Annotated in this window: 11 protein-coding genes; 7 read left to right on the top strand and 4 right to left on the bottom strand. The window is 61.0% G+C overall.

The window, feature by feature from the left end; translation table 11 throughout:
- Nucleotides 1-47: 47 nt before the first annotated feature.
- Together ACNA0I_RS24780 and ACNA0I_RS24775 are read right to left on the bottom strand one after the other, a co-directional pair.
- A complete protein-coding gene (locus ACNA0I_RS24780; RefSeq protein ID WP_415808714.1) occupies nt 48-713 on the bottom strand; it encodes a hypothetical protein in 666 nt (221 codons plus the stop codon).
- 263 nt (nt 714-976) lie between these two features.
- Entirely contained in the window at nt 977-1,894 is a 918-nt protein-coding gene (locus tag ACNA0I_RS24775) for a LysR family transcriptional regulator (RefSeq protein WP_415808713.1), read from the bottom strand.
- Nucleotides 1,895-2,108: 214 nt separating this feature from the next.
- Here ACNA0I_RS24775 and ACNA0I_RS24770 point away from each other — a divergent pair, with 214 nt between their 5' ends.
- Together ACNA0I_RS24770 and cysG are read left to right on the top strand one after the other, a co-directional pair.
- Nucleotides 2,109-3,314, top strand: a complete 1,206-nt coding sequence (locus ACNA0I_RS24770) for an MFS transporter (protein ID WP_415808682.1) — start codon at nt 2,109-2,111, stop codon at nt 3,312-3,314.
- 336 nt (nt 3,315-3,650) lie between these two features.
- Nucleotides 3,651-5,066 (top strand): siroheme synthase CysG, encoded by a 1,416-nt coding sequence (gene cysG, locus ACNA0I_RS24765; protein ID WP_415808681.1) that lies wholly within the window; start codon nt 3,651-3,653, stop codon nt 5,064-5,066.
- Between the two features lie 156 nt (nt 5,067-5,222).
- Here cysG and upp read toward each other — a convergent pair whose 3' ends face one another.
- Nucleotides 5,223-5,861 carry a uracil phosphoribosyltransferase gene (gene upp, locus ACNA0I_RS24760; protein WP_415808680.1) on the bottom strand — a complete coding sequence of 213 codons (639 nt, stop codon included), beginning with the start codon at nt 5,859-5,861 and terminating at the stop codon, nt 5,223-5,225.
- Between the two features lie 186 nt (nt 5,862-6,047).
- Nucleotides 6,048-7,493 carry a D-alanyl-D-alanine carboxypeptidase/D-alanyl-D-alanine endopeptidase gene (gene dacB, locus ACNA0I_RS24755; RefSeq protein WP_460478158.1) on the bottom strand — a complete coding sequence of 482 codons (1,446 nt, stop codon included), beginning with the start codon at nt 7,491-7,493 and terminating at the stop codon, nt 6,048-6,050.
- Between the two features lie 275 nt (nt 7,494-7,768).
- Here dacB and queA point away from each other — a divergent pair, with 275 nt between their 5' ends.
- From queA to secF, 5 genes are all read left to right on the top strand, one after another.
- Entirely contained in the window at nt 7,769-8,821 is a 1,053-nt protein-coding gene (gene queA, locus ACNA0I_RS24750; protein ID WP_415808711.1) for a tRNA preQ1(34) S-adenosylmethionine ribosyltransferase-isomerase QueA, read from the top strand.
- A gap of 2 nt (nt 8,822-8,823) precedes the next feature.
- On the top strand, nt 8,824-9,960 hold the full coding sequence (gene tgt, locus ACNA0I_RS24745) for a tRNA guanosine(34) transglycosylase Tgt (RefSeq protein WP_415808679.1): 1,137 nt from the start codon (nt 8,824-8,826) through the stop codon (nt 9,958-9,960).
- Between the two features lie 292 nt (nt 9,961-10,252).
- On the top strand, nt 10,253-10,594 hold the full coding sequence (yajC, locus tag ACNA0I_RS24740; protein WP_415808678.1) for a preprotein translocase subunit YajC: 342 nt from the start codon (nt 10,253-10,255) through the stop codon (nt 10,592-10,594).
- A gap of 136 nt (nt 10,595-10,730) precedes the next feature.
- Nucleotides 10,731-12,611 carry a protein translocase subunit SecD gene (gene secD / locus ACNA0I_RS24735; protein WP_415808677.1) on the top strand — a complete coding sequence of 627 codons (1,881 nt, stop codon included), beginning with the start codon at nt 10,731-10,733 and terminating at the stop codon, nt 12,609-12,611.
- A 50-nt stretch (nt 12,612-12,661) separates the two neighbouring features.
- Nucleotides 12,662-13,594 carry a protein translocase subunit SecF gene (gene secF, locus ACNA0I_RS24730; RefSeq protein ID WP_415808676.1) on the top strand — a complete coding sequence of 311 codons (933 nt, stop codon included), beginning with the start codon at nt 12,662-12,664 and terminating at the stop codon, nt 13,592-13,594.
- Nucleotides 13,595-13,891 lie beyond the last annotated feature (297 nt).

Here is a 13,891-nt window from a genome sequence, read left to right as displayed (position 1 = left end):
TGACGATATATATGTAAGGCATGTAGCGGGTTTCACAAGCCCTGTTTTTATTTGACCTGGGTAATTTCCACCGCGGATTTCACACCGCCCTGATCGATGTCCTGCCGCATGACCAGATTCACCCCCGGACAAAACCAGTCGGTGACGGTGGTGTTCATACCTGGGATCGGCAAGGTCAGTCCCTTGAACGTCGCCATCGTGGGATCGGTATCGCGCGTATAACGGATCGGCCAGCATGATTGACGTCCCAATGCGGTATCCAGCGTGGATTTGGCGCCGACGGTTTTCTCGCCGATGCGCACCACCGTGCTGGGCTGTCCGCCAACCGGGGCCTCTTTGCCGATATTCAATCGATATGTCGCCCCCGGCATGCGCTGCCCCTGCCCGGTAATAGCGCCATCGTAGGCAAACAGCCCCAGCATGCGCAGATCGAATTGACCCTGCGACGAAGGCTGTTCACCCGCCTGGGCATAACGCACAAAACTCGCTTGCCCCTGCTTGATAGTCATCAGATAGTCGAGTTTGGACTGGCTCGCCGGCAAGCCGGCATAGCTGAACATAGCCGTGCCTTGCACCCGCGCGCGGCAGTTGGCCGAATCTGTCTTGGACACCTCGGCAAACGTCAAATCGGCACCCAGCTTTAAATTGCCGGACCCCGTCAATTGCACCGCCCCACCGTCGTGCATGAAACGCGCATCGCACACGCCAGCCATCGCAGGGGCCGTCACACTGGCGCAACTCGCCAGAATCAGGAAAGAAAGATATCGTGCCGCCACCGGGACTCCAGACGTAAATATGACATCTGGATGCTACACCGTTTGTCTGATTTCGACGTTTCAAGCCGTGTGCAATTCGCGCTGTGTGCAAGGTGGGGTGGATACACAAGCCACTGGCGTCTACGAATCCTCTGCCCCGCTATTCTCTATCCGACTCGCGGGACATTTCCCAGACCTCAGAGACCGCAAAAAGCAAACGCTCAGCCAGCCACCTCACCTGGCGCATCGGCCTTTTCGGCAAAAAGCGACTCGGCCATGAAATCGATGAAAACGCGTAATTTCGGGGCGAGGTGTTTGCTCGACGGCCACAGTAGTCGAAAAGTCCCCTGATGTTCGACATGCGCGTCCAGCACCGTCACCAATTCGCCGCGCTCGATGGCCGACCTCGCCATGAAATTCGGCAAACAAGTAATGCCCAAGCCTGCGATAGCCATATCCATCAAAGGTGATGAGGTGCTGCAGACGCCCCGTATCGGCAGTGTCCATTCCCTTCCGTTTTCTGCCGGTTTCAATGGCCACGGTTCCAGCTTTCCTGTTGTGAAAAACTTGCGCATCAAGCATGCATGATGCGCAAGATCAGCAGGGGTCTCGAGCACGCCATGTCTTGCGAGGTAATCAGGCGAGGCGACCAACTGCAGCCGATAGCTGCCCAACGGCCGGGACATAAGCCGCGAATCAGCGGGCTCCCCCGTGCGTATCACCGCGTCAAAACCATCTTCGATCACGTCCACCAGACGATTCGAAAAATCCACGTCCAACTCAATGGCCGGGTAACGGCGCATAAATGCAATCAGCGCAGGCATGATCAGCACGCGAGCCAGGGGCACGCTGATACGCAACCGGCCGCGAGGCGATTGCTGCGTCTCGGACAATTCCAATTCGGCCGCCTCGATTTCGCACTGGATACGCCGGCAGCGCTCGAGGAACAGCGCGCCTTCGGCCGTCAGCGTAATACTGCGCGTACTGCGATGAAACAAACGCACGCCCAGACGCTCCTCCAGCCGCGACACGCTTTTGCCCACGGCCGACGAGGAAACACCGAGTAGGCGGCCCGCCTCAGAAAAACTGCGGGTTTCCGCCGCCTGCACAAAGAACGCAATGCCGTTGAGCGATTCCATCATTTTCTCTATTTGAGAATTTTTGTCCGATATGTTTTGAACAATAGCATTATTGTCTTTTATAGGTGTCTCTATCACCATGTGCTCATACGTTCCGTCGTGGCGGCCGTCGCCAATCGGCCATCGCCCCACCCGGAAACAATCGGACCGTCAGACAGTCTGGCGGCCACGCCTCATTTCACCGGCCAAGTGCCGACGTTTCCCGAGACTATGTATGACACAGTCAACGACCACCGCGCTGGACTGCGCCCTGGACCGGCCAACAACGCGCCTGCCCTTCACATCACTGCTGGCCTTGGCGCTGGCGGGGTTCATCACCATCCTGACAGAAACGCTGCCAGCAGGCTTGTTGCCGCAAATCAGCGCGGGTCTGAGCATTTCCGAAGCACTGGCGGGGCAACTCGTCACGGTCTACGCCATCGGCTCACTAGTAGCAGCGATTCCACTGACCACCGCCACGCAAAGCATGCGCCGCCGTCCGCTGCTAATGACGGCTATCGTGGGATTTGTTATTGCCAATACCATCACGACGTTTTCGGGTAGTTATATTCTGACGATAGTGGCGCGGTTCCTCGCGGGGATGTCGGCCGGACTCCTTTGGGCGCTGCTGGCGGGCTATGCGGCGCGTATGGTCCCCGATCACCAAAAGGGTCGGGCCATCGCCGTCGCGATGGTGGGGACGCCATTGGCACTGTCGCTCGGCGTACCGGCGGGCACGTTCCTGGGTAACGTCATGGGATGGCGCCTGTGCTTTGGCATCATGAGTATGCTGGCGCGGGTGCTCCTAGTCTGGGTGCGCGCCCGACTGCCGGACTTTGCGGGATCGGTCAGTGCCAAACGGCTGTCTCTGACCGACGTGTTCACGGTCGCGGGTGTGCGTCCAGTGCTCGCCGTCGTATTCACGTTCGTGCTGGCACACAATATTCTCTATACCTACATCGCCCCTTTTCTCGCCGCGGCGGACATGGCAGAACGAACCGACGTGGTGCTCCTGCTCTTCGGTGTCGCCTCTCTGCTTGGGATATGGATCACCGGTATGCTAATTGATCGCCATCTGCGAGGCCTGACGCTGGCCAGCACGGCCGTATTCGGCCTGGCCGCGTTGATGCTAGGCGTGGCCGGCAATATGCCTACCGTCGTGTATATTGCGATCGCCGCCTGGGGTTTTGCGTTCGGTGGCGTACCTACGTTGCTGCAAACGGCTCTCGCCAAAACGGCCGGATCCGCGGCCGATGTCGCGCAGTCGATGCTGGTCACGGCATGGAACCTGGCGATCGCGGGTGGCGGCATCATCGGAGGCATCCTGCTGGAACACCTCAGCGTCGCCGCGTTCGCCCCCGCGTTGCTCGTACTGCTGGCTGCCACACTGATAATCGTGTTGGCGGCGAAGCACCACGGCTTTCCAGCGACGCCGAACTAAAGCTAAAGCGCCAACGATGACTCGGCGTACTGACACGTCTACTCATGCCCTGGTTTGGTGCAACACGGGCCTCATTTAGCACCATATCGGTGCCAGCCATACCACTCATGAGCGCCGTTCGGACAAACAGGCCCTCACGGCAGGGCAGCAGCCGACGGTCATAGGCCACGATCCTGGTGGCACGAGTTTTGCATGAATGCACTACACAGCAGCCGCAAGGCTGACGGCTAATCACTTATAGCTATATCAATCCAATAAATCAAAAGTTGTGGGGCTGTACAGCAGTCCCTATCATCCTTGACATATGCGGGCTCGTCCCGCCAGGCTGATCATTTCATGAAGCTTTTCCCCTTATTTGCCGATCTACAGGGTCGCCGCGTGCTGGTAGTCGGCGGCGGCGAAGTCGCTGCGCGCAAGGTCCAGGTGCTGCTGGAGGCATCGGCCGATGTGCAGGTTGGCGCGCCAGAACTCGTGCCCGAACTGGCCGAGTTGGCCAACCAAGGCCGCATTCGCGTATTCAAGGGCGAGTTTCAAGCTGCATGGCTGGACGAAGCCTGGCTGGTTGTGGCTGCCACCGACGACCGGTCGGTCAATGCGGCAGTGTCCGAGGCCGCTGAAGCCCGGCGCATTTTCAGCAATGTCGTAGACGATGCGGAGCTATCGTCGTTTCAAGTCCCGTCCATCGTCGACCGCTCCCCCTTGATTGTGGCCATTTCGTCGTCCGGCGTAGCGCCTGTACTGGCCCGCCGTTTGCGCGAGCGAATAGAGTCCTTGTTCGATCATTCGTTGGGATCTCTGGCCGCGTTGGCGGCTCGCCATCGTCCGCGCATCCGCGAGCGCCGCCCAGACCTGAAACAACGCCGGCGTTTCTATGACTGGCTGCTCGACGGTCCTGTCGCAAGCCTGCTGCGCCAACAACAACCCGCCGAAGCCGAACGCGTGCTCAAGGCCGAGCTCGACAGTCCGCAACCTGCCAGTCAAGGCAGCGTCGTGCTGGTCGGCGCAGGCCCGGGCGACCCAGGACTACTGACCCTCAAGGCCTTGCGCGCCCTCAACGAGGCCGATGTCATCCTGTACGACCGTCTGGTCAGCCCTTCCGTACTGGCGTTAGCGCGTCGCGATGCCGACCGTATCTCCGTGGGCAAGCTGCTCGGCGAAGACCACAACGCTACGCAATCCCGTATTCATGCCCTGCTGGTCAAACATGCGCAGGCCGGCCGGCGCGTCGTGCGCCTCAAGGGCGGCGACGCCTTCATTTTCGGACGCGGCGGCGAGGAACTGGAATATCTGCGCGCACACCACATCCGCTACGAAGTCGTACCCGGCATCACAGCGGCGCTGGCCTGTGCAGCCTATGCCGGCATCCCTCTCACCCATCGTGACCATGCGCAATCCGTACGCCTGGTCACCGCACATTGCCGCGAAGACGAGGACTCCTTGGACTGGGCCGGATTGGCTCGCGAACACCAGACCCTGGCGTTCTATATGGGCGTCGGGCAATTGGAAACGCTGTCTGCCCGGCTGATCAGCCACGGCCGTTCTGCCGCGACGCCCTTCGCCCTGATCGAAAACGGCAGCCGCCCCGAACAGCGGGTCGTCACAGGCCGCCTGGATGAACTCGCGGCCGTGGCACACAGCCACAATGTACGCGCCCCCGCGTTATTGGTGATCGGCGAAGTCGCCGGGCTCGCCCGCCAATTGCATTGGTTTGGCAGCTACGAAGAGGGTCGCCGCGAAGCACTCGCCGCCTGATATTGACGCTGGCAAGAACGGAAAGCGGCGGAAGGGTCCCGGCCTCTTTCCTCGTACGTATTAAAGTCGCTAACCAGAATCGAGCTAATTGGGATGACCGTGCTCGCGCCCGTGACGGCGGTAAAGCGCCAGGCTGACAACGGCGCCCATCGGGCTTTATTCCGCCTTTTGCTTCGTGCCAAAGATACGGTCGCCCGCATCACCCAGGCCCGGCATGATGTAGCCGTTTTCGTTCAACCCCTGATCGATCGACGCGGTGTAAATATGGACATCGGGGTGACGATCCAACACTGCTTTGATCCCGGTCGGCGCCGCCACTAATACCAACGCCCGGATCTCGCGACAGCCGGCGCGTTTGAGCATATCGATCGTCGCCACCATCGACCCCCCCGTGGCCAACATGGGATCGACGATCAGCGCCAGGCGCTGATCCAACTCCCCGACCAGGCGCTCTAGATATGTGTGCGCCTGCAGCGTTTCCTCGTTGCGGGCAACGCCGACGACACTGACCTTGGCACCGGGAATCAGGCTCAACACGCCATCCAGCATGCCGATGCCGGCGCGCAGAATGGGCACCACGGTCACTTTTTTACCGGCGATTTTCTCGACCTCGACCGTACCGCACCAGCCTTCGACTGTAGAGGCCGCCAAAGGCAGGTCTTTGGATGCCTCATAGGTCAGCAAAGCGCCGACTTCTTGAGACAACTCACGAAAGCTCTTGGTGCTGAGGTCAGCACGACGCATGATGCCGAGCTTGTGGCGAATCAGCGGATGACGGATTTCGTGCACGGGCATGTGCGGAAGTCTCCAAAAACAATGGGGCAGCGAGGCGGCCAAGTCAAAACAGAATGAATTTTAGCGCTACGGCCCGGCGCTGCCGTCCATCCGCTGGCGATTTAGTCGCCCATCCGGCGAAATCGATGGGCGCGGCCCAAGCGCTGAACACGGAATTCGCTCGCCGCCCGCATCGATTCCATCGATTTATTTCGCTGCCAGCCACTCAATCAACGCATCATCGAACTTGCGCACCGCCGCCGCGTTTGGATCGTTAACGATGCTGACTACCACATAGCGCTTGCCACTGGCGCCCAGCACATAGCCCGCCACGGCCCTTACGTCTCGCAAGGAGCCGGTCTTCAGGTGGGCCATACCGACGGTTTCCTCTCCTTTCAACCGCCGGCGCATCGTGCCATCCACGCCGGCAATCGACAGCGAAGAGAGGTATTCGGGCATCAGCGGCGATTGCCAGGCCAAGGTCAACATGGACGCCAGGCTTTCGGCCGACACACGCGCGTCGCGCGACAGGCCCGCGCCGTTGTCCATGACCAGCTCCGGCATATTCAACCCCTGGGAAGACAACACCGATTTGGCCACTGCCTCGCTGGTCTGCGTGGTCGCCGGCCGCGTACCGCGCTCGGCCCCCAGGGTCAACAGGACCGTGCGAGCCATCACATTATTGCTCCGTTTATTGATCTGGCGAATGGCTTCACCTAACGGGGGAGACTCGTGCGAGGCCAGCACCACCGCATCGGCGGGCACCCGGCCGGCACGGATTTTCCCCTTGAACGTCCCGCCCAGTTCGCGCCACAACTGGCGGAATAGGGACTCGGTGAACTCCGGTTGCGACAGCGCCAGGCGGTACAAACTGAATTCCCCGCAAGACCCCGCCACCGTGCCGCCCAGCCGGATGGAAACACCTTGCTGCGTCAGCACGGGATCTGTCGTCACCACAGGAGGGCCGGGACAGCGCGCCGTACTCCAACCCACCTGTCCCTCCAGCCGTATGCCTGGTAGTGGCGGATCGATGATCGGCACCCATTTCTGGGCCGCCTGGTCCGGCGTAAACAGCAGGCGCAAAGCGCCAAATCCCACCATCAACGCATCGGGACTGGCGTTGTAGGCACGATCCGGCGCACCGTCAAATGCGCCCGGATCCGTCGCAACATTGCCGAAAATACTGCGGTCGATCACCAGATCGCCTATCTGTTTGACCCCGCGCAGGCGCAACTCGCGCAACAGGGTCCACATATCCTGTATCAGCAAATAGGGATCTCCCCCCGCCCGCAAATACAAGGGGCCGCGTAACGCGCCATGTGTGTCAGGGCCGGCGCCCGGCTCCAAGAGAAAATCCGTACGCCAGACATAGTTGGGCCCCAGTTCCGACAAGGCGGACCAAGTGGTGACCAGTTTCATGACTGACGCGGGATTGCGAGGCTCGTTGGCATTGATCGCCACGATCCGCTGACCACCGAGCTCTTGTACGACCAGCGACAGCGATGTGCCTGGCAGCCCTGATGCTTTCCAAGCTCGCGTCAGGTCATCAGGCATGACGTCTTGTGCCTGCGCCATGGCCGCCGCCCCCAACAGTGCGCACGCCACGAACCATCGTTTGAGTCGCCCGTGTCGCTTGTCCGCCTGTCCTGTCATGCTATGCCCGCCGCCATGCCGATGATGTTCAAAAACGCAAGCATACCGAACCTGCTTGACAAGTGGCTGTAGCGTCAATACGTCCATGCGAACTGGTGGGATGGCAACAACATCATCGACGCTCGATCAGTGCGTGGCGAACAGCTCACGGAAGGGTCGACGAGAGGGAGTCATTAGAGGATGGGCGGCCAGGCACTTACAATATGGCCCAATCCACGCCCTCCGCCTACCTCAATGGGGCGGCGATCCCTGGCGTTTTACTTGAATTGTTCCGCGTGTCCTCGACCCTCACTGTTTCCGACTTCGATTACGAATTACCGCCCGAGCTGATTGCCCAGACACCTGCGGCAACGCGCGACGGCAGCCGCCTGCTGCATCTGGATGCATCAGGCGCACTGCATGACCGGCGGTTCCCTGATTTGGCCAATCTGCTGCGCCCCAATGATTTGCTGGTGTTCAACGACACCCGCGTCATCAAGGCGCGCCTGACCGGCCAGAAAGCCACCGGCGGCAAAGTCGAGGTCCTGGTCGAGCGTATCGTCGAATCGCACCGTGCGCTCGCCCATGTCCGGGCCAGCAAATCACCCGGACCGGGCACAACGCTGCGCTTGGCCGATGCGTTTGACGTGACAGTACTAGGCCGGGCCGGCGAACTGTTTGACCTGCAGTTTCCCGCACCGGTTCTGGATTTGCTGGATACCCACGGCGCGACGCCTCTGCCGCCCTACATCACTCACGCGGCCGACGCCACCGACGAAGACCGCTATCAGACGGTCTACGCCCGCGAGCCGGGTGCGGTCGCCGCGCCGACGGCTGGCCTGCACTTTGACCAGGACATGCTGGACCGCGTCGCGGAACTGGGCGTCGAACGCGCCTTTGTCACCTTGCACGTCGGCGCCGGCACCTTTCAACCGGTGCGGGTCGACAACATCGCCGATCACATCATGCATGCCGAGTGGTACACCGTCGGCCAACCCGTGATCGACGCCATCGCGCGTACACGGGCGCAGGGCGGGCGTGTGATCGCCGTGGGCACCACCAGCGTGCGCGCCCTGGAATCGGCCGCAGCGCAAAATCCCGCAGGTCCGGACGCGCCATTAACCCCTATTCAGGGCGACACCCGCCTGTTCATCACCCCTGGCTATCGCTATCGGGTCGTGGATGCGCTAGTCACCAATTTCCACTTACCGCAATCGACACTGCTCATGCTGGTGTCCGCCCTGGCCGGCGTCGAGCCTATCCGCCGCGCCTATATCCATGCCGTCGCCCAACGCTATCGCTTTTTCAGCTATGGCGACGCGATGTTCATCGAATCTCCCTCTGCCTGACCATGACTGGACTGAATTTCGAACTCCTGGCGACCGACGGCCAAGCCCGCCGCGGCCGCGTCACCCTGAACCACGGGGTGGTCGAGACCCCCATTTTTATGCCGGTGGGCACCTACGGCAGCGTCAAAGCCATGCTGCCGCACGAGCTCAAGGAAATCGGCGCGCAAATCGTGCTGGGCAACACCTTTCACTTGTGGCTGCGCCCCGGCACTGACATCCTGGATCGTCACGGCGGCCTGCACGGATTCATGCAATGGGACAAGCCGATCCTGACCGATTCTGGCGGTTTCCAGGTGTTCAGCCTGCAAGGCATGCGCAAAATCACCGAGGAAGGCGTGAAATTCGCCTCGCCCATCGATGGCGCCAAGCTGTTCCTGACGCCCGAAGAATCCATGCGTATCCAGCGCTCGCTGAACTCCGACATCGTCATGGTGTTCGACGAGTGCACGCCCTACCAGATCGATGGCCGCCCCGCCACCACCGAGGAGGCAGCCCGCTCGATGCGCATGTCCTTGCGTTGGGCACGCCGCTCGCGCGAGGAATTCGACCGTCTGGAAAATCCCAATGCCCTGTTCGGCATTGTGCAGGGCGGCATGTACGAATCGCTGCGCGACGAGTCCCTGGCCGGCCTGACGGATATCGGTTTTCATGGCTACGCCATCGGCGGCCTGTCGGTAGGCGAGCCTAAAGAAGACATGATGCGCATCCTGGCGCACGTCACGCCGCGCCTGCCCGCGCAGGCGCCGCGCTACCTGATGGGCGTAGGCACGCCCGAGGATCTGGTCGAGGGCGTGTCGCGCGGCGTCGACATGTTCGATTGCGTCATGCCTACGCGCAATGCCCGCAACGGCTGGCTGTTCACCCGTTACGGCGACATCAAGATCCGCAATGCCAAATACCGCGACGACACTCGCCCGCTGGACCCGAGCTGCGCCTGCCACACCTGCGCCCATTTCTCGCGCGCCTATCTGCATCATCTGCAGCGAGCCAACGAAATCACAGGCGCACGCCTGAATACCCTGCATAACCTGCATTTCTACCTGACGATCATGGGCGAAATGCGCGAAGCCATTGCCGCAGGCACCTTCCAGGCGTGGCGCGCCAAGTTTGCGGCCGACCGGGCACGCGGAATTGATTAGCAACGAGCAACATCCCCGTAATAGCCTCGCCCGCCCGGGACAAAACAGCGCTGTCGTCGTTGTACCTCCATCGGGCGAGGCCGGCACCTCGTGGCGCCCCCAGCGCCGCGCTCGCTGACCTGCACAGGTTGGCCCTGTACCGCCCGGTAACACCCTGGATTTCCCCCCTGGCCCTGCCGAGCGCATAACCTCGCTACAATAGTCGGCTTGCCCTGTCCAAGGCTCGCGCGGGGACGGGCGCTACAAAAACCTTTCATAATTCGACCCGAACACCTCATTCAGGAGATTTACCATGTCCGTTATCGATACCGCCGGCATCGTTCTGGCCCAGGCAGCCCCCGAAGGCAGCGCGCTGATGGGCATGCTGCCCATCGTGCTGATGTTCGTGATCCTCTATTTCCTGATGATCCGTCCGCAGATGAAGCGCCAGAAAGAACACCGCAACCTGGTGGCCAACCTCGCCAAGGGTGACGAAGTCCTGACCGCCGGCGGCATGCTGGGCAAGGTCTCCAAGGTCACCGACACCTACATCACCGTCGAAATCGCAGACCTGGCCGACAAGCCCGTGGAAGTCCTGATGCAGAAAACCTCGGTCTCGACCGTGCTGCCCAAGGGAACCATCAAGGCCCTGTAAGCGTCATATCCGGCCCCCTTACCCAAGGGGGCCTTTTTGCCACCGGGCCGCCCCAACGCAAAAGCGCCCCTTTGGGTGTCGCAAGCCGAAGACGCAGCGTGGGGCCTTTCCGTTATCTCGCATGAACTAGCCGCCAATGAACCGCTATCCCCTCTGGAAGTACATCACGGTGCTGGTCGCGGTCATTATTGGCCTGCTGTATACCCTGCCCAATTTCTACGGCGAGTCCCCCGCCGTGCAGGTCTCCAGCGCCAAAGCCACGATCAAAGTCGACGAAGCCATGCTCGGCCGAGTCGAACAAATACTGACTGCCGGAAATATTCCCGTCTCCAGCGTGTACTACGAGCAAAACGGTACGCTGGGTACGATCCGTGCCCGACTGCCGTCCACCGACGTGCAACTGCAAGCACGCGACCTGCTCGACAAGTCACTGAACACCACCCCCGGCGACCCGCAATACACGGTGGCGCTGAACCTGCTGCCCGCCTCGCCGCCCTGGATGCGTGCGTTGGGCTGGTTCGAGCCCAAACCCATGTATCTGGGCCTGGATTTGCGTGGCGGTGTGCACTTCCTGCTGCAAGTCGATATGCAAGGCGCACTGCAAGCCCGCTACGACTCGCTGGCCGCCGACGTACGCACCTCGCTGCGCGATGAAAAAGTCCCCAGCCAAGGGGTCGAACGCTCCGGCTCGTCCGTCGTTGCCACGTTCAGCAACGCCAACGAACGCGATCGTGCGCAGAGTATTCTGCGCAGCCGCCTGCCAGACCTGGAATTCACGACCGGCGAAGACGGCAATCGCGCGACGCTGATCGGCGTGCTCAGTCCTGCGGCCGTCACCCGCGTGCAGGATTCCGCACTGAAACAAAACATCAACACGCTGCACAACCGTATCAACGAGTTGGGCGTGGCCGAACCTGTCATTCAGCAACAAGGCTCGGATCGCATCATTGTCCAACTGCCAGGCGTGCAAGACGTCGCCAAGGCCAAGGAACTGCTGGGTCGTACCGCCACGCTGGAAATCCGCATGGTGGACGACTCTCCGGCCGCGCAGACCGCCCTGATGGGTGGCACGGTGCCCTTTGGCCTGGAACGCTACACCGACCGCGATGGCCGTCCCCTGCTGGTTCGCCGCCAGGTCGTCCTGACCGGTGAAAACCTCCAGGACGCCCAGCCCGGCCGCGACTCGCAGACCCAGCAAGCCGCCGTGCACCTGACCCTCGACGGCAAAGGCGCCCGCATTTTCCGCGATGTCACACGTGACAACGTCGGCAAGCGCATGGCGATCCTGTTGTTCGAAAACGGCAAAGGCGAAGTCGTCACTGCACCGGTCATCCGCAGCGAAATCGCGGGCGGTCAAGTGCAGATCTCCGGCAGCATGACCGCCGAAGAAGCCGCCGATACCGCCCTGCTGCTGCGCGCCGGCGCCCTGGCCGCACCGATGTCCATCATCGAAGAGCGCACCATCGGCCCGAGCCTCGGGGCGGACAACATCTCCAAGGGTTTCCACTCCACGCTGTATGGCTTCCTGGCCATCGCCGTGTTCATCATTCTGTACTACCACTTGTTCGGGGTCTTCTCGACGATTGGCCTGACGATGAACGTGTTGCTGTTGCTGGCGCTGCTGTCGATGCTGCAAGCCACGCTGACCCTGCCCGGTATTGCCGCTATTGCGCTGACACTCGGTATGGCCATCGACTCGAACGTGCTCATCAACGAACGGATCCGCGAAGAACTGCGTAACGGTGCCTCTCCGCAGCAGGCCATTCACCAAGGTTTCGAACGCGCCTGGGGCACGATTCTGGACTCGAACCTGACGACATTGATCGTCGGTCTGGCACTGCTGGCATTCGGCTCCGGCCCGATCCGCGGCTTCGCCGTCGTGCACTGCCTGGGTATCGTGACCTCGATGTTCACCTCGGTGGTAGGCGTACGCGCGCTGGCCAACCTGTGGTACGGCCGCAAGAAAAAACTCGCGAGCCTGTCCATCGGCACCGTCTGGAAACCCAAGGCAAACTGACCTGGTTGGGCGGCCCAGCCGCCCAACATCGATAAGACTCAAGGCGAAACATGGAATTTTTCCGTATCCATCGCACCATCCCGTTCATGCGCCACGCACTGGTGCTGAACATCATCAGCCTGGTGACGTTCCTGGCGGCGGTGTTCTTTATCATCACCCGCGGCTTTCACCTGTCGATCGAATTCACCGGCGGCACGGTCATGGAAGTCAACTACGCACAGACTGCGCAATTGGACAGCGTGCGTACTGCCGTATCCAAGCTCGGCTACTCTGATTTCCAGGTGCAAAACTTCGGCACCTCGCGCGATGTCATGATCCGCTTGCCGTTGACCGAGGGTCAAACCTCGGCAACGCAAAGCGAAACCGTCATGGGCGCTCTAAAGGCTGCGGACGCCTCGGCGAACCTGCGCCGCGTCGAATTCGTCGGCCCTCAGGTCGGCCAGGAGCTCTTGCACAACGGCCTGATGGCACTGCTGTTCGTCGTGCTGGGCATCATGATTTACCTGGCCATACGCTTCGAATGGAAATTCGCGGTCGCCGGCGTGATCGCCAACCTGCATGACGTGGTGATCATTCTTGGCTTTTTCGCGTTCTTTCAGTGGGAGTTCTCCCTATCCGTGCTGGCAGGCGTATTGGCGGTGCTCGGCTACTCCGTGAACGAATCCGTGGTGATCATGGATCGGATTCGCGAAAACTTCCGCAAATACCGTAAAGCGGACGTGCACGAGGTGATCAACGGCGCCATTACCCAAACGATCTCCCGGACCATCATTACTCACGGTTCCACCCAGATGATGGTGCTGGCCATGCTGTTCTTCGGCGGTCCCTCACTGCACTACTTCGCCATGGCGCTGACAATCGGCATCTGGTTCGGTATCTACTCGTCAGTCTTCGTGGCCGCCGCACTGGCCATGTGGATGGGTGTCAAGCGTGAAGACCTGATCAAGCCGGTCAAAAAAGAGGGCGACGCCGAGATCGCCTGATCGCTGATGTGATCCCTCATCCCGCAAAAAAATCGGGCACCTGAAAACTCAGGTGCCCGATTTTTTTGAGCAAACGCAGGCGGCATTTACATGCCAACGCCGACGCCCACACGCCTCAACGCCTCAACGCCTCAACGCCTTTAAAAGTAGAGCACACACCGTCAGGACTGTGAGCGCGTCATTTGCCGTGAGTTTGCCGCAGCCGGGTAGGCGTGGCGGGCNGGCCTGTNGGAGGCTGCCGAGCCCGCATCCCATCGGCGGGGGAAGTCCGNGGNCCATGTTTGAGCGAAGCGAGTT

Origin of the sequence: Bordetella muralis, from assembly GCF_965139205.1 — a bacterium.
GTDB lineage: Bacteria > Pseudomonadota > Gammaproteobacteria > Burkholderiales > Burkholderiaceae_B > Bordetella_A > Bordetella_A muralis.
Note: the sequence above shows the minus strand (reverse complement) of the source record. Positions and strands in the feature narration are given on the sequence as shown.

What these genes read in the sequence shown, in the direction of transcription:
- ACNA0I_RS24780 (WP_415808714.1), bottom strand. Translation starts at nt 713, where the DNA reads ATGGCTGGCGTGTGCGATGCGCGTTTCATGCACGACGGTGGGGCGGTG.
- ACNA0I_RS24770 (WP_415808682.1), top strand. Translation starts at nt 2,109, where the DNA reads ATGACACAGTCAACGACCACCGCGCTGGACTGCGCCCTGGACCGGCCA.
- yajC (WP_415808678.1), top strand. Translation starts at nt 10,253, where the DNA reads ATGTCCGTTATCGATACCGCCGGCATCGTTCTGGCCCAGGCAGCCCCC.
- tgt (WP_415808679.1), top strand. Translation starts at nt 8,824, where the DNA reads ATGACTGGACTGAATTTCGAACTCCTGGCGACCGACGGCCAAGCCCGC.
- dacB (WP_460478158.1), bottom strand. Translation starts at nt 7,493, where the DNA reads ATGACAGGACAGGCGGACAAGCGACACGGGCGACTCAAACGATGGTTC.
- upp (WP_415808680.1), bottom strand. Translation starts at nt 5,861, where the DNA reads ATGCCCGTGCACGAAATCCGTCATCCGCTGATTCGCCACAAGCTCGGC.
- ACNA0I_RS24775 (WP_415808713.1), bottom strand. Translation starts at nt 1,894, where the DNA reads ATGGAATCGCTCAACGGCATTGCGTTCTTTGTGCAGGCGGCGGAAACC.
- secF (WP_415808676.1), top strand. Translation starts at nt 12,662, where the DNA reads ATGGAATTTTTCCGTATCCATCGCACCATCCCGTTCATGCGCCACGCA.
- cysG (WP_415808681.1), top strand. Translation starts at nt 3,651, where the DNA reads ATGAAGCTTTTCCCCTTATTTGCCGATCTACAGGGTCGCCGCGTGCTG.
- secD (WP_415808677.1), top strand. Translation starts at nt 10,731, where the DNA reads ATGAACCGCTATCCCCTCTGGAAGTACATCACGGTGCTGGTCGCGGTC.